Here is a 14,869-nt window from a genome sequence, read left to right as displayed (position 1 = left end):
ATGGAAAAAGTTTCATCTTTATAGTAGGCTTATGATAGGATAGCTAGTTACTATTCATACATATGAGTGAACAAGGAAAAGGAGAGATACACATGGGGAAATACAAAGTTGTTATGTCTGGAAAAACGTGGCCAAACGCTTATGAGAAGCTAGCGGAGTACTGCGATATTCAAATGTGGGAAGGAGAAGAAAAGATTCCACAAGAAACGCTGCGCGACTGGCTTCGTGATGCCGACGGCTTTTTTAATATCGGCCACATCACAGTGGACGAAGAGCTGTTAGAAGCAGCGCCGAATCTGCGCGTTATTTCTCAATGGGGCGTCGGGTATGACAGTGTAGATGTCGAAGCATGCACCAAAAAAGGGGTGCCGTTTAGCAATACGCCAGGCGTGCTAGTAGAAGCAACGGCAGACTTAACGTTTGGTCTCTTGCTGTCAGCAGCTCGCCGCATTCATGAAGGCTATGAAAAAGTGAAGCAAGGAAACTGGGAAACGGTATTCGGCGTTGATTTATTTGGAAAAACGCTTGGTATTGTTGGAATGGGCGATATTGGAAGCGCCGTTGCCAGACGAGCAAAAGCGTCCGGAATGAACATCGTTTACCACAACCGAAGCCGCAAGCATGAAGCAGAAAAAGAGCTTGATGCCGTATACCTTTCGTTTGAAGAACTTCTTCACACAGCTGACTGTATCGTATGCTTAGTGCCGCTTTCAAATGAAAGCAAAGGGATGTTTGGAGAAGCGGAGTTTAAAGCCATGAAAAACAGCGCGTATTTTGTGAACGCAGCGCGCGGAGGATTAGTGGATACTGAAGCACTGTACGAAGCGCTGGAAAATGAAGAAATTGCGTATGCCGCTCTAGACGTAACAGACCCAGAGCCGCTTCCGGCAGATCATAAGCTGCTGCAGCTTTCAAATGTGCTGGTAACACCTCATATTGGAAGTGCTACGTACGAGACGCGCAATCGCATGGCGGATTTAGCCGTCCAGAACCTGCTTTTAGGTCTTGAAAAAAAGCCTTTAGTGACGTGTGTGAATGAAGACGTGAATTACAAGTAAGGAGAGATTTTTTGTTAAAAGCATTACAGCTTATTTTTTCAATTATTACCGTTGGACTGGCTCTTTATATTATGCTTACTCACAGCTACCAGTTCCTTTCGTTTTTAAATATACTGCTCGGGTTTACCATGCTAGTTTTAGGAGCAATTGAGTGGCAAAAAAGAAAAAAAACCAGCGCATGGCTGCTGTTTCTAGTTGCGCTGTTTAGCTGGTTTGTCGGTATTTACCGCATGATCAGTTAAAAACGCTTGGCAAATGCCAAGCGTTTTTTTAATGTGCTTCCAGCTGTGCTTCTAACACTTTTTCAATAACGGAAGCTACTCCGTTTTCATCGTTCGTTAATGTAACATCATCAGCTAACGCTTTAATTTCCGCATGCGCATTTGCCATAGCGATTCCTTTTCCAGCCGTCTGGAGCATCGATACGTCGTTAAAGCTGTCTCCAATGGCAATGGTATCATGAAGAGAGCCGCCAAGCTCTTTTACCACGTATGTTAATGCGTTTCCTTTTGACGCGTCTTTGTGTTCCAGTTCAAAGTTATGATCAGCGGAAGAGACAAGCGTCATATCATGCTGCTTGCTAAAGTGATCCCAGCCTTTTTGTCGTTTTTCATCATCAAATGAAAAAGCTAGTACGTTATAAAGCTCAGCGTTTGTATTTAAAATATCTTCATAGGATGCAACAAAGGCAAACCCCGTTTGGCTGTACTGCTTAGCCGCTGCGTGATGAAGTCTTTCTTCATCCACATTTTTATTGGCGCTTTTGACTCGGTCAATTTCAATGGCCAGCAGCTCACGGCCTGAGTTTGGCGTATAAATCGCGTGCTCTGCAAACACTTCATAGTAAAACTCGTTTGCATCCAGCCACTGAAGCGCCTCTTTTACGTGATGTGCATCAATTGGAACAGAATGTCTGAGGTGTCCGTTCGGGTCATGAATAGTCGCTCCGTTTGCGGCAATCACCCACAGGTTTGAAAGCTCAGCTTTTTTTAAAATTTCCTGCACGTCGAAATAAGCGCGCCCTGTAGCAACCACGACTTCAACTCCGTGTTTTTGCGCTTTTTTAATTGCTTCTGCATTAATTGTACTAATTTCACTGCTGCTATTTAAAAGCGTTCCATCTAAATCTGTAAAAATCATCTTCATAAACTATCTCTCCCTTTGACTATTGTTACTTGTTTTTACGTGCTTTATCTTGTTTATCCTACAATAAACGAAAAAACACTGATAATCAAGCGTTTTTACATTGTTTTTACAAAAGAAACAAGTATAATAAAGTAAAAAGCAGAAAGAAAACAGGTGAACAAGCAATGTTAAAACAAGAAAGACGCAAACAAATTATGAATTTGCTTGAAAAAGAAGGGCGAATTGTGGCTACCACGCTTAGCCAAACGCTGAATGTTTCAGAAGATACAATCCGCAGAGATCTGCGGGAAATGGACGCGCTTGGTCTGCTGCAGCGCGTACACGGAGGAGCGCTTCCGCGTTCCACGTCTGCGGTTGATTACAGGGAGCGAAAACGTGAATTGATGGATGTTAAGCATTCACTTGCCGTTGCGGCGCTTCCGTTAATTAAAGACGGGCAGGTGCTCTTGATGGACGGAAGTACAACAAATATTCAGCTTGTCAAAGCTTTTCCAAAGAATTTGAAGGTTACCGTCATTACAAACAGTCCGTTAATTACCGTTGCACTAGCGGAACATGACTTTGTAGAAGTTGTTTCTCTTGGAGGAACGTTTCGAAAAGAGTCGATGGTCACGGTAGGACAAAGCGTGGTTGATACGCTTAAACAAATTCGAGCGGATCTTTGTTTTTTAGGCGTATACGCAATCGATCCTAAAATCGGCATGAGCATTCCTTTGCTTGAAGAAATGCACATTAAAAGCCAAATGATTAAAAGTGCGAGTGAAGTAGCGGCTATTGTAACAGCTAAAAAACTCAATACATCGTCAACGTACACCTTCAGTTCAGCAAACTCATTAGATTGGCTCATTACAGAAGAACATGTGAACGAAACCGTGTTAAATGCTTACCGCGAAATCGGCATTGAAGTAATCACAAATAAATAGTAGTTTTAGTAAGGAAGTATATGGTAATGTAGAGTAAAAAGGAGCTTGAGCGATGAGCGAACAAATAGATGTTACGCAGGAATTAGCGAAGCTTCAGCAAAGAGTCGAACACCTAGAGGAAAGAGTGGAAAAAGCAGAGTCTAAGCAAGGTCCTTTGCGGTCATTATGGGAAGCCATACGATCGATTTTAATTGGACTATTCATTGTAGGACCTGCAGCGGCAATCATTCTTGGCGTTTTAGCGGCACTGTCAGGAAAATAAAAGACCCGTTTCTTTATCGAAACGGGTCTTTATCATTATTATTTTTTTTCTGAATCAGAACGAAACTTCGTGCTGACAAAAATGATAATAGCTAACAAAATAACAATGGGCAGCCAAATAATTTCAAATTTATAAGCAGGCTCTGCAAGTGCGGCGATAACAGCGCCAAAGCAGTAAAGTACAAGAGACAGCGCGCGAAGAATGGCGTCGGTTGTAAACGTTTTGCGATAGCGAGGGCTGCGCAAACGTGCCGTTACGTCTTCAAAAAAGTTAGCAAGCGTCCCTGTTAATACAGTTGTTGAAATTCCGGCTACGCCAAGCTTTCGAGCCGCCGTTGTTTGAAGTCCCATTGCTGAGCTTAATAAGAAAATAAATAAGTAAGTTACATGTAAAGAAGGAGAAAACGAAGATAAAAGTGCAAAAACAAGTAAAAGTAATCCTTCTATTCCAAGCGCGATCGTTACGGCTTTAGGCCAAAACGTTTTTTCTTTGTTTCCAACAAGGATTGCAGCTCCTACAACTCCTACAATGAAGCCTCCTAAAGCTGTGAGGGAATGAAAAACAGTTGTTTCAAGCGAGTTTCCAATTGCTAATCCAAGCAGCACGATGTTTCCGGTCATATTTGCCGTAAAGATATGGCCAAGGCTTAAGTAGCCAATCACATCGACGATACCCGCTGTGACACAAAGAACGAGCAAAATAATATTTCGATAAGTAGAATTCGTCACGGTAAGTCATCCTTTCTTTTTATACCAACTAAACAGTTTACCGTGAAGAAAAAAATCTGTCCAGAGAGTTGTCTTACAAATTTTTAAGCGTGTTCCATCCAAAAGCCACTTCAGATAGAGATCTGCCGTCAATGATCACGTCCGCTTGATCGATTCTTTTTCCCCCGAGCGCTTCGTAAAATTGACAGGCGCCGTTCTCTTCGAAAGCCCATGTGAGCATCGTATGTATATGTTGGTTTGCCAACTCTTGCGCTATTTTATGCATAAGCGCTTTTCCAATTCCTTTTCGCTGATGCTCTGTGAGTAAATACATGGCATACAGTTCTCCGTTATAGGAAGGATGCTTGTTGGTTCTTTCTTTACCATAAGAAGCGAAGCCGACAATTTGACCGTTTTCTTCTGCAACGAAAACAGAATTTGATTCCAGCTGTTTTTTCCAGACGGCTTTTCGCTTTTCAGCGTTCAACGAATTTAAAAAAAAATCCGGAACAAGTCCTTTATAAGTCGATTTCCAGCTTTCTACGTGTACGTGGGTAATGCCCGCTTCATCACCAATTCTCCCTTGACGTATCATCTGCTCACCTCGTTTTTTTCTATATTTTAACATAAATTTAAAGGTGGCATCCCCGTTTTTCCGTTTTCTTTGTATATATATAGTAGCTATTTTACATAACAAAGGAGATGACGTAATGAGTAAATTATTATTAAAAGATCAGCCGTTACTTGTACTGCCGGCGCTTGCAGTCAAAGTAGGAGTGAACGGAGCGCTGTTTCTTCAGCAGCTTCACTACTGGCTTGAAAAAAGCGTAAACGTGCAGGACGGATATACGTGGGTATACAATACCAATCAGCAGTGGCTGCAGCAGTTTCCGTTTTGGTCGCTTTCAACGATTCAACGCATCATTTCAAAACTTGAAAAAGAAGGCTTGATTATAAAAGGGAAATACAACCGCTCTAAATTTAACAACACGGTCTGGTACCGAATTGATTATGAGCAATTAGAAAAGCTTATGCCAAGCGATGAATTTGAAGAGCTCGAAGATGTCAATTTGACAGAAGGGGAAAGTCAAATTGAAGCAGCGGAGCCGGTCACAGTGAAGGCTTCATTAACAGAGACTACAGCAAAAAATACAAATCAAATAAAAAGAGAAGAAGACGCGCATGACGCTTACGTCCAAACGTTGGAAGCCGCTTTTATTGCTAGAAGAAACCGAGGGATGTATCCTTCAGCCAGTGATTTAAAGCATATGTACGAAGTCGCAAAAAGCGAAATACCAATAGAAACGGCGCTATCAGGACTGCATGAAGCATTCGATCACTACGTACCTAAATACAGCGGTGATACCATTCGAGCGTTTGCTTATATTAAACAGCATCTTTTTCATAAGCATTATGTAACATCACAGCGTACGCTAGCGAGTCAACAGGCTGAAAAGCCGGTTTCCTACGCTAATAAAAAGCGCTTCATTCGCAAGGAAATGACACCGGATTGGCTAAAAGAAAATGAAGAGCTAGAACCTCCAGCTCCTGCTTTTAAAGACGATGCTCACTTTGAAGAAGAAAAGAAAAAGCTTGCTGAAAGTCTTCGTGAGTTGGAGCAGGAATTAAAAAATAATTGAAAATACCCCCGGACTTTTATAAGATAAAAGATAGTAAACCTTTTGAATACGAAAGGTTTACTAGGTAAAAGAAAAGCGGCTTTTAAAGAAGGTGCGCCATAAACATGATAAAATTTTTGTTTTTGCTGTTCATGCCTACAATCTTTGTTTTTTTCGGTTTGTGGCTTATCCAAAATGTGTTGGTAACATTTGTTTGCTTTTACGGCTGGATGTTTATGATTTTATATGCGAATAATAAAATTAACTTTAAGGTATCGCTTACAAAGAAATCTCTGTATGTGGGAACTCTCAGCGGAGTTCTATGTGCCGCTGCTATAATTGGAAGCAGCCTGCTTTTTTCTGGTAAAATCTTTCATGTAGAAGATATGCAAGCGGTTTTGCAAATATGGGGATTTAGCGGATGGAAAGTTACCGTTTTAGCCGTCATTTTGATTTTTATTAATCCTGTTTTAGAAGAAATGTATTGGCGGGTGTATATACAAAATAAAGTGAAAAAGCATGTTTCTGTACTTGCTTCAAGCGCTGTTACATCAAGCTTTTATACGCTTTGTCACGTATTCATTATCCTTCCTGTTTTTGTATTTCCGTTTAATGTGATCTCGGTAATAGGCGTCTTTTCAGCAGGTATGATGTGGGCGTATATAAGAGAGCGATATGGTATCAAAGGGGCCATCATCAGCCATGCGCTAGCGGATGCGGCGATTATGATTGTATACGGATTATATGTAAGATAGTGGTATTATGTCAAAAAACCATGAATCGTTATTCATTTATAACTTGTTTTCATGGTATAATAACAATAATAGTAAAATTTTATCAACACATTTGAATTGAAATAATGTATACTTGTAATACAAAGATTGAAGCGTTTACATAAATCGGAATACACATAGTTAATCTGGGTCCGATGAAAACTAAAAAAAGAGAGAGAGATAATTACTTGGAGGAGGAATAGAAGTATGTTTGTACCTATTGAGCGTAAAAAAGTGTCTAGTCAAGTGCTTGATCAATTAAAAAAGATGATTAAAGAGAAAACGTTCCCGCCAGAGTCTCGTTTGCCGTCGGAACATGAACTGTCAAAAATGTTTGGAGTGAGCCGCGCACCAATCCGTGAAGCGCTAAGCGTTCTTTCTGCAAGCGGATTGATTGAATCACGACAAGGCGGAGGAAGCTACGTAAAGCGTGTAAACTTAGTGGGCATGCTTGATCCAATGACGTTTGAAATGGTTGAAGCAGATCAGGTTCTTGAATTAATTGAAATGCGTATTATCATTGAGTCGCAGGCAGCAAGCTTAGCCGCGCTGCGCCGCACAGATGAAGAACTGATTGAAATTAAAGAATCGTTAGAAGCATTTAAAAAGACGGTTCATAACAGTGAAGAAATTGGACATGAAGCGGACTATCGTTTTCACCATGATATCGTGAAAGCAGCTCATAATTCATTCCTTCTTCATGCTGTAGAAGATTTAGGTCATTTGTATCGAAAAGCGCTTGCTTATTCGTTAAATAAAAGCCAAAAAGAAAATCGTAAGCAAACGGATGCCGACCATGAGCGTATTTTTGAAGCGATTAAAAATGGAGAGCCAGAAGAAGCAGCAGAAGCGGTTCGTGATCATTTAGAGCACGTTCGCCAAAAAGTAATGGTATCTCAATAATAAAAAAAACGATAGCCCTTGTGGTTATCGTTTTTTTATTGCTCTATAGACTAATATTACGTGTACAGTGGGACTTCATTTTCATGAGCCGTCACGATATTTTTAGAAGAAGCAGATTCATCATAAATATGTCTCTTCTGTAAACCAATATCTGTTCCGTAAAGGTGAATGGTAATAGCGGGTTCAGTAAATGGATTACGGACACTGTGTATATCTCTATTCGGAGGATATACATACGAAATATCCTGAGCTTTAGCTGTTACTACCTCCACTTTCTTTAAGGCGTAGCTGTCTTGTTCGCTTTTAACTCTTTGGTACCTTGTTTCCTCAATTGCTCCCTCATATATCCCAACCAATCCCCATACTAAATGATCGTGTATAGGAGCGGTTTGTCCAGGTCCCCATACGAAACCAACGATTGAAAAAGCTTCATCCTCTGGTTTATATAACAAGAACTGGCTATATTTATTTTTCTTAGGCTGTCTATATGTAGCGGGCAATAAATCTTTTGTTTTTAAAAATAAGTCAAAGTGAGGTTTGAGTTGTTCCACAACTTCTTTTTCTAAGCTTGTTTGCTGTAAGACGTTGCGAATGGCAACTTCTAATTTTTTAATGTATGTTGAAATAGTCATTGATTTTCCTCCAGGTCAAGGTGGTTTTTATAATTTTGCAGCGTCCAGGTGCCAAGGCGCTGAATTTCATAATCGATAGGGGCGTGCAGGGATAGGGTTCTAATATTCCTCCAGAAGCGATCGTAGCGGTACGTGTTAGACGTTGCTCTGCTACCCATGACGTCAAAGATTCTTGAGGTAATATCTAATCCTGCTGTAGTAATAAATGCTTTAGCTACCCCTATAGAATTTTGAATGCTGGTTTTTTCTTTTTCTGTAAGGTTCCAACCTTTCTCCCAAGCCTCTTGAAATGCAGCAGTAGTTTGGGAAATTAACGATTCAGCTGCTTCGTATTGAATGTGGAATTTTCCAAGATGTCTTTGAATGTAAGGGTCATCTATGGCAGATGAATGTTGGGCAAAACGAGCTCTCGTCTTCGTTGAAACGTATTGTAGGGCTTCGTTGATGGCGCTTTTTGTAACCCCTAACATAATGTGTGAAATAAGAAAATTAGCAATGCTTGATCGGATGCTTAAAAATTCATCGTTCGGTGGAACAGCTGCTAGAATATCTTCTTTGTAAACAGGCACATTTTTAAATGTAATGGACCCACTGTCTGTTTGCCTCTGTCCAAAATGATCCCAGTCACCGTTAACTTCAATGCCTTGACGGTTAGTTGGTATGACTGCAATTAATGGAATCTCGGTCTCTTCAAAAATACTAGATACAATTAAATAATCAGAGTCTGCACTTCCAGAACAAAAGGTTTTTTTTCCGTTTAACAAAATGCTTGAATTCTTTTTTGTAGCAAAAAGATTTAAATCAATAGGATTGAAGGCATTGCCCCAAAAGAGATTTTGTTGAATTGTTTGTTGGTAGTAAAAATCTGATTGCTCCGATGTTCCATAAAAGTAAGGAGTTGTCAGGTTAAGGAAATGATAGCCGTATACATGCGCTAGCGAGCTGTCTGCTTGAGCAAAAATCTGTACAACTTCACACACATCTCCCCAAGTTTTACCCATTCCACCCAGCCTTTCGGGAGTTAAAAGGTTCAGCAATCCACTTTTTCGAATAAGGTCTCGCTCCCATTTCGGATTTCCACCTTCCCTGTCGCGCTGAATGGCCGTTTTCTGAAATTCAGCTGCTAATAGATAAGCTTGTTCTTGTATTGATCTTTTCATAGGGGAATGAATTGGCATATGTTATTCCTCCTTAAGCTTTAATTGAGTAGAGATATGTCATATAAAACCAAAAACTTAGTTAACATGATAAAGGGAAAAGAACCTTTTGTATAATTGAAAAAAAAGAATTGATTATTCAATAAAAATGAATTGTTTTATTTTAATACCTAATTCAAACGTGATTTTTGTAGACATCAAAGGGGTTTGACTTATAAAGTAAATAGCTAAAGAAGTGATAAAACTTACTTACTAGATAACTAATAACGAAGTAGTTGCTGTAGGTTTTTGAGCTATCTATAAAGGAGGAGGTAGCAAGTAAATGGATTTACGAACGATTAAAACATTCCAAACTATTGCGCGCTTAGGAAGTTTTCAAAAAGCAGCAGAAGAGTTAAAGTACGTACAATCAACGGTTACGATGCAAATACAAAAACTCGAATCAGATTTGGGCGTAAAGCTCATTGAACGAGGGAAAAAAATACATTTAACAGAAGCAGGGAGGCTTTTTCATGAGAAAGCAGACCTTTTATTAAGAGATTTGGAGTACGTACAAGATACTATGCAGCAATGGCTTCATGGAGAAGCTGGTAAAGTGCGGGTAGGAGCCATTGAGCCCATGGCGATTTTTCGCTTGCCGAGCATCTTACTGCCGTTTAATGAAAGATACCCTAATGTTCAATTAAGTATCCAAATTGATAATACACAGAACTTAACAAAGATGATTAAAGAAGGAGAGCTTGATTTGGCTATCTGCAATACGCCTAATTTGGATCATACAACATTATTTGAGCCGCTTTTTATTGAAGAAGTATCCCTGTTAGTACCTAAAAACCATCCGTTAGCTGTGAAAAATCAAGTAGAACTTGCTGATTTCAAAGGAGAACGCCTTCTTTTGAGCGGGTTTGTGTGCAATTACCGAATCAGTTTGGAGAAATCGTTGGTGGAAGCTGGTGTTAGTCCTGACATTCGACTTGAAGTGAACAGCATGTCTGCATTAAAAGAATATGTACAAGTGGGGTTTGGGATTGCTGTAGTGCCTGATGTTATGGTGAAAAATCCACCGCCAGGAACAGAAATAAAAAAGATCTCTGATCTCAAAATTGGTGTAACCACAGGTATCTTAAGAAAAATAAACACAGTAACCAATGGAACGGCCGTCGAGAATTTAATTCGTCTTATAAAGACTCATTTTTAATAGCTCTATTTTGGTTAATTCATTTTTTTTGAATTAACTATTCGAATTTATCAATTATACAAATCCAGGAAAGTAATATATACTTTGTGAAAACACAGTAAGTTGATTGATTAAGTTGAATTAAGAGATAGTCAAATTATGAAAAGAAAGGAACAGTGAAATGAAGTTACCTAGTAAACAACCACTATCTGGTATACGCGTTCTCGAATTCGGCCAAATTGCAGCCGGTCCATATACAGGAATGTTGTTAGCTGATTTGGGGGCAGACGTTGTTAAGGTTGAAAATCCAAATGGAGGAGACGGCATGAGGCTATGGCCACCATTTGTAAAAAATGAAGAAGAAGAGTACAGTGCTAACTTTTCATCACTAAACCGAAATAAAAGAAGTATTAGTATTGATTTTAAAGATAAACAGCAATTAGCAACTTTAAGGGAACTTTGTTTACAAGCTGATGTAATTATAGAAAACTTTCGTCCAGGAGTATTAAAGAAGTTTGCATTGGATTATGAGAGTTTAGCTAGTGTTCATCCTAAGCTAATCTATTGCTCTATTTCAGGGTATGGGCAAGAAGGTCCTTATGCTAATAAAGGTGCTTTTGATGTAACGGTTCAAGCAATAAGTGGATTAATGAGCGTCACTGGTGAAGAAGATGGAGAAGCAGTTAAATGCGGTGTGCCAGTAGCCGATTTTGCTGTAGGATTGTACGCTGCATATACAATTACAGCAGCCGTTTTAAATGTTGAAAGAGGAGGAGAAGGTACTCAAATTGATTGTTCTATGTTAGGAAGTGTATTAGGTATTTCAGCTTTGCAAACGAGTGAATACTTTGGCAACAGGAAATCGCCAAAACGATTAGGAACTGCGCATCCCCGCAATGCTCCTTATCAAGGATTCTATGGAAGTGACAAACCATTTGTCATTGCGGCTGGTAATAATAAACTTTGGAAAGCAGTATGTGAAGTAACTGGGCTAGAAGAATTGTTTACAGATCCTAGATTTGTGAATCAAACAGCACGTGCTAAAAATCAAAAAGAACTGGCAGCCCTTTTGCAGAAAGTGTTTAGCACAAAGCCAGCTGAATCATGGATAGCCGAGTTTGACCAGAGAGGCGTTCCATCAGCTCCAGTAAATGATTTTTCTGAAGCATTAGCTAGCCCTATGGCACAGTCATTAAATATTGTTAGAGATTTACCACTACCAAATGGTTCATCTATACCAACAGTAGGATTTCCGGTAAAAGTTAAAGGTTACGAATTCTCCGTATATCGAAAGCCTCCTTTACTTGGCGAACACACAAGTGAGGTTTTACAAGAATGGAAGAAAACATCAATAAAGGTCTAAGTTTATTTTAAAACACACTATTCTTATATAAATAATATGATATTGGAGGAATAAAAATGGTTGAAATACTTACTATGTCTCCTACAGCAGGAGATGGAAAATATGTTGGAGTTCCATGGGACATTGAACCCTCTTTTAAATACAATCATCAAATTGCGCAAATGGCTGAGCAGACCGGGTTTTCAGCGCTGCTTCTTCCAGTAGGAGCAGAATGTCTAGATGCATCAATTGTAGCTTCCTCTTTAATACAATCAACTAAAGATTTAAAGTTTTTATATGCAGCAAGGCCAGGCTTTATTAGCCCAACAGTTTTTGCAAAACAATTTGCTACACTTGATTATCTATCGAACGGAAGAGCTATTATTAATGTTGTTACTGGAGGTTCACAAGCTGATCTAGAAAGAGATGGAGATAGTCTTCCACACCATTTACGCTATAAAAGAACGGAAGAATTTGTTCATATTTTGAAACGTTTGTTTACCGAAGATGTAGTAAATCATCAAGGGGAATATTACTCCATTAAAAATGCATCTCTTTTTCCAAAGCCCGTCCAACAACCAAGACCTGAAATTTTTATGGGTGGTGCATCTGAAGCTGGTAAGCAAGTGGCTGCTAAATTAGCTGATGTTTATATGTTGTGGGGAGAAACATTAGAAGATACAAAGCTTCGAATCGAAGAGATGAAACATTTAGCAGCCAAAGAAGGAAGAACGCTGAAGTATTCAGTTTCTCTTCAAGTTATTACAGCAGAGACAGAAGAAAAAGCATGGGAGAAAGCCCACAATCTGATTAGTAAAGTAAGTGAAAGTAGCTTAGAAAGTAAAAAGAAATTTAGATTAAAAGATGAATCTGTCGGTCATAAAAGGTTAGATAAATTAATGGAAGAAGCAAAAGAAAAAGATTTTATTATTGGCCCCAATCTGTGGGCTGGATTAACCCAAGTTTTAAGTGGTAATTCTATTGCATTAGTGGGTACGCCAGATCAAATAGCTGATCGAGTAGTAGAGTATGTAGATTTAGGGTTCGAAAAAGTATTACTAAGAGGGTTTCCTCATTTAGAAGTCATTGAAGCAATTGGTAAAGAAATTATTCCAAAAGTGAACGATCGATTAAAAGAAAAGCAATCAAGCGTTCGCTTGTAAGATGGTAAAGTAAAGGAGGTCTAATTGTGAATAACAAAAAAACAAACATTTACAGCAAGCGAATAGCTCCTTGGGTTTTACCAATTCTATTAATTGCACTCTGGGAATTATTTTCGACTACAGGTATTGTATCAAAAGAAACACTTCCTTCTCCACTTGATATTTTATATAGTGCAATTCATCTTGTTCAAACTGGAGAGCTGTTTAATCATATTAAAGTGAGCTTTAGTCGAGCATTTATCGGTGTCGCCATTGGAGGAAGTATTGGTCTTATTTTAGGAATTGTAAACGGAGTATATCCCATTGCAGAAAAACACTTGGATACAACCATTCAAATGTTTCGGAATATTCCGCATTTAGCTCTTATTCCCTTAGTAATTTTGTGGTTAGGGATTGGAGAAGAGGCAAAAATCTTTTTGGTAGCAATTGGTGTGTTTTTCCCAATCTATGTGAATACGTATCATGGAATTATTTCTGTTGATAAATCTCTAATTGAAATGGGAAAAGTATATGGCCTAAGTAAAAATAAACTTCTAGTACGAGTGATTTTTAAAGGAGCTCTTCCATCCGTTTTAGTTGGTATCCGTTATTCCTTAGGGATTATGTGGCTGACATTAATTGTAGCAGAGACCGTAGCAGCTGATTCTGGCATTGGTTACATGGCGATGAATGCCCGTGAATTCATGCAAATTGATATTGTTATTGTTGCTATCTTGCTATATGCCATTTTAGGAAAAGTTGCTGATTCTTTAGCAAAGCTATTAGAAGTAAAGCTATTGAAATGGAATCCAAACTATCAAAAATCGTAAAGTAAGGAGCGAGCAAATATGAAATATAAAGGTGGAGGAATTCAATTACAAATACAGCATTTAAAGAAATTCTTTGGAGATGTTGAAGTCTTAAAAGGCATTGATTTAGATATAGCGCCTGGCGAATTCGTCGCTATCGTCGGACAAAGTGGATGTGGAAAAAGTACGTTATTAAGGCATATTGCAGGGTTAGAAAAAGAAACAAGTGGACAGATCGTTCAAAATGGGGAAAAGTTACATTCAATTAATCCCCATGCTCGGTTTATGTTTCAAGATTCAAGACTATTGCCATGGGAAAAGATTGTAGCCAATGTAGGTGTTAGTTTAGGGTTGAAAGGCGAGTGGAAAGAGAAGGCATTAACTTCTCTTAAGCAAGTAGGACTAGAGAGCAGAGCAAATGAGTGGCCATCTGTTTTGTCTGGTGGGCAACGCCAGCGAGTCGCACTTGCCCGTGCATTAGCCACTCAGCCTAAGCTGCTGTTACTAGATGAGCCGTTGGGTGCATTAGATGCGTTAACACGTATTGAGATGCAGGAACTGATTGAAGGAATATGGCAAGAACAGCGCTTTACAGCTCTTTTAGTAACTCATGATGTATCAGAAGCTATTACACTGGCTGATCGAGTTATTTTAATTGAAGAAGGAAAGATTGCGATGGATTTACGCATTCCCCTTTCAAGGCCTCGTGAAAGAGGAAGTCATTCCTTTGGGAAACTAGAAAGTAAAGTATTAGCAAGAGTTATGAAAAAAGAAACGTCGTCGCTTTTAGAAGATGCTACGACCGTATAAAAGGAGAAGAGTGTAATGCAAGTAGCCGTTGTACTTAATAGCAAGACAGAAAAAATTGTTCCTATTGTGGAAGGGGACATTATCCGGTTATACAATACTGAAACAGAAAAAACGGAAGATTTTACAAATCCCTCTATTTATTTGAGCCAAGGAAAGAGAGGCGCGGTTGTCAAATGGGCTGAAAGTCAGGGTATAACAGTTCTAGCAGCACCTCCTAGCATGCTTTGTGAATTATCTTACGACAGCGCCAAGTCGAAAGGTTTTCATTATTACCGAGTAAGTGCTAATACCGGATTTGCAGAGTTTAAACAGCTGTTAAAGGACAAAAATATTCAGTTAGTCACGGACTTACCATTGACTGAAATCGAGCCCAGTGCAATTGTACTACCCAACGAGTAAAGGTTAAAAA

Annotated in this window: 18 protein-coding genes; 13 read left to right on the top strand and 5 right to left on the bottom strand. The window is 39.1% G+C overall.

The window, feature by feature from the left end; genetic code table 11:
• Positions 1-92: 92 nt before the first annotated feature.
• Positions 93-1,058, top strand: coding sequence for a 2-hydroxyacid dehydrogenase (locus MMB68_RS09715; RefSeq protein ID WP_277548719.1), 966 nt, complete (start codon positions 93-95; stop codon positions 1,056-1,058).
• A gap of 11 nt (positions 1,059-1,069) precedes the next feature.
• Positions 1,070-1,300 (top strand): YczI family protein, encoded by a 231-nt coding sequence (locus MMB68_RS09710; RefSeq protein ID WP_277447458.1) that lies wholly within the window; start codon positions 1,070-1,072, stop codon positions 1,298-1,300.
• A gap of 28 nt (positions 1,301-1,328) precedes the next feature.
• Here the strand turns inward: MMB68_RS09710 and MMB68_RS09705 are convergent, their stop codons facing one another.
• Positions 1,329-2,204: a Cof-type HAD-IIB family hydrolase gene (locus MMB68_RS09705; RefSeq protein ID WP_277548718.1), complete on the bottom strand. Its 876-nt coding sequence runs from the start codon at positions 2,202-2,204 to the stop codon at positions 1,329-1,331.
• 164 nt (positions 2,205-2,368) lie between these two features.
• Between MMB68_RS09705 and MMB68_RS09700 the strand changes: the two genes are divergently transcribed.
• Together MMB68_RS09700 and MMB68_RS09695 are read left to right on the top strand one after the other, a co-directional pair.
• Positions 2,369-3,127, top strand: a complete 759-nt coding sequence (locus MMB68_RS09700; RefSeq protein WP_221785365.1) for a DeoR/GlpR family DNA-binding transcription regulator — start codon at positions 2,369-2,371, stop codon at positions 3,125-3,127.
• 52 nt (positions 3,128-3,179) lie between these two features.
• Positions 3,180-3,389 carry a hypothetical protein gene (locus MMB68_RS09695; RefSeq protein ID WP_264408194.1) on the top strand — a complete coding sequence of 70 codons (210 nt, stop codon included), beginning with the start codon at positions 3,180-3,182 and terminating at the stop codon, positions 3,387-3,389.
• A gap of 38 nt (positions 3,390-3,427) precedes the next feature.
• Here MMB68_RS09695 and MMB68_RS09690 read toward each other — a convergent pair whose 3' ends face one another.
• The gene (locus MMB68_RS09690; protein WP_264408191.1) at positions 3,428-4,117 is read right to left on the bottom strand and encodes a YoaK family protein; all 690 of its coding nucleotides are present in this window, start codon (positions 4,115-4,117) and stop codon (positions 3,428-3,430) included.
• Between the two features lie 73 nt (positions 4,118-4,190).
• Positions 4,191-4,691: a GNAT family N-acetyltransferase gene (locus tag MMB68_RS09685; protein ID WP_277548716.1), complete on the bottom strand. Its 501-nt coding sequence runs from the start codon at positions 4,689-4,691 to the stop codon at positions 4,191-4,193.
• A 115-nt stretch (positions 4,692-4,806) separates the two neighbouring features.
• Between MMB68_RS09685 and MMB68_RS09680 the strand changes: the two genes are divergently transcribed.
• From MMB68_RS09680 to MMB68_RS09670, 3 genes are all read left to right on the top strand, one after another.
• The gene (locus tag MMB68_RS09680) at positions 4,807-5,736 is read left to right on the top strand and encodes a hypothetical protein (protein WP_277548714.1); all 930 of its coding nucleotides are present in this window, start codon (positions 4,807-4,809) and stop codon (positions 5,734-5,736) included.
• Between the two features lie 104 nt (positions 5,737-5,840).
• On the top strand, positions 5,841-6,470 hold the full coding sequence (locus MMB68_RS09675) for a CPBP family intramembrane glutamic endopeptidase (RefSeq protein ID WP_277548713.1): 630 nt from the start codon (positions 5,841-5,843) through the stop codon (positions 6,468-6,470).
• A gap of 225 nt (positions 6,471-6,695) precedes the next feature.
• Positions 6,696-7,391: a FadR/GntR family transcriptional regulator gene (locus MMB68_RS09670; RefSeq protein WP_013058211.1), complete on the top strand. Its 696-nt coding sequence runs from the start codon at positions 6,696-6,698 to the stop codon at positions 7,389-7,391.
• Between the two features lie 56 nt (positions 7,392-7,447).
• Here the strand turns inward: MMB68_RS09670 and MMB68_RS09665 are convergent, their stop codons facing one another.
• Positions 7,448-8,023: a cysteine dioxygenase family protein gene (locus MMB68_RS09665; RefSeq protein ID WP_264408183.1), complete on the bottom strand. Its 576-nt coding sequence runs from the start codon at positions 8,021-8,023 to the stop codon at positions 7,448-7,450.
• Entirely contained in the window at positions 8,020-9,201 is a 1,182-nt protein-coding gene (locus tag MMB68_RS09660; protein WP_221781425.1) for an acyl-CoA dehydrogenase family protein, read from the bottom strand. Before MMB68_RS09660 ends, MMB68_RS09665 begins: the two co-directional genes overlap by 4 nt.
• A gap of 301 nt (positions 9,202-9,502) precedes the next feature.
• Here MMB68_RS09660 and MMB68_RS09655 point away from each other — a divergent pair, with 301 nt between their 5' ends.
• The 6 genes from MMB68_RS09655 to MMB68_RS09630 all read left to right on the top strand — a co-directional run bounded on the left by MMB68_RS09655 (position 9,503) and on the right by MMB68_RS09630 (position 14,859).
• Positions 9,503-10,378, top strand: coding sequence for a LysR family transcriptional regulator (locus tag MMB68_RS09655; RefSeq protein ID WP_264408179.1), 876 nt, complete (start codon positions 9,503-9,505; stop codon positions 10,376-10,378).
• Positions 10,379-10,538: 160 nt separating this feature from the next.
• On the top strand, positions 10,539-11,720 hold the full coding sequence (locus MMB68_RS09650; RefSeq protein ID WP_264408178.1) for a CaiB/BaiF CoA transferase family protein: 1,182 nt from the start codon (positions 10,539-10,541) through the stop codon (positions 11,718-11,720).
• A 56-nt stretch (positions 11,721-11,776) separates the two neighbouring features.
• On the top strand, positions 11,777-12,862 hold the full coding sequence (locus tag MMB68_RS09645; RefSeq protein ID WP_221785372.1) for an LLM class flavin-dependent oxidoreductase: 1,086 nt from the start codon (positions 11,777-11,779) through the stop codon (positions 12,860-12,862).
• 26 nt (positions 12,863-12,888) lie between these two features.
• Positions 12,889-13,671, top strand: coding sequence for an ABC transporter permease subunit (locus tag MMB68_RS09640; protein ID WP_277548711.1), 783 nt, complete (start codon positions 12,889-12,891; stop codon positions 13,669-13,671).
• Between the two features lie 18 nt (positions 13,672-13,689).
• Positions 13,690-14,460: an ATP-binding cassette domain-containing protein gene (locus MMB68_RS09635; protein ID WP_098548964.1), complete on the top strand. Its 771-nt coding sequence runs from the start codon at positions 13,690-13,692 to the stop codon at positions 14,458-14,460.
• A gap of 15 nt (positions 14,461-14,475) precedes the next feature.
• Complete coding sequence (locus MMB68_RS09630; protein WP_146274387.1) at positions 14,476-14,859, top strand: hypothetical protein; 384 nt, start codon at positions 14,476-14,478, stop codon at positions 14,857-14,859.
• Positions 14,860-14,869 lie beyond the last annotated feature (10 nt).

Origin of the sequence: Priestia sp. Y58, from assembly GCF_029522095.1 — a bacterium.
GTDB classification, from domain to species: Bacteria; Bacillota; Bacilli; order Bacillales; family Bacillaceae_H; genus Priestia; species Priestia megaterium_E.
The sequence above is the reverse complement of the archived record's forward strand: the minus strand, read 5'-3'. Positions and strand labels throughout refer to the sequence as shown.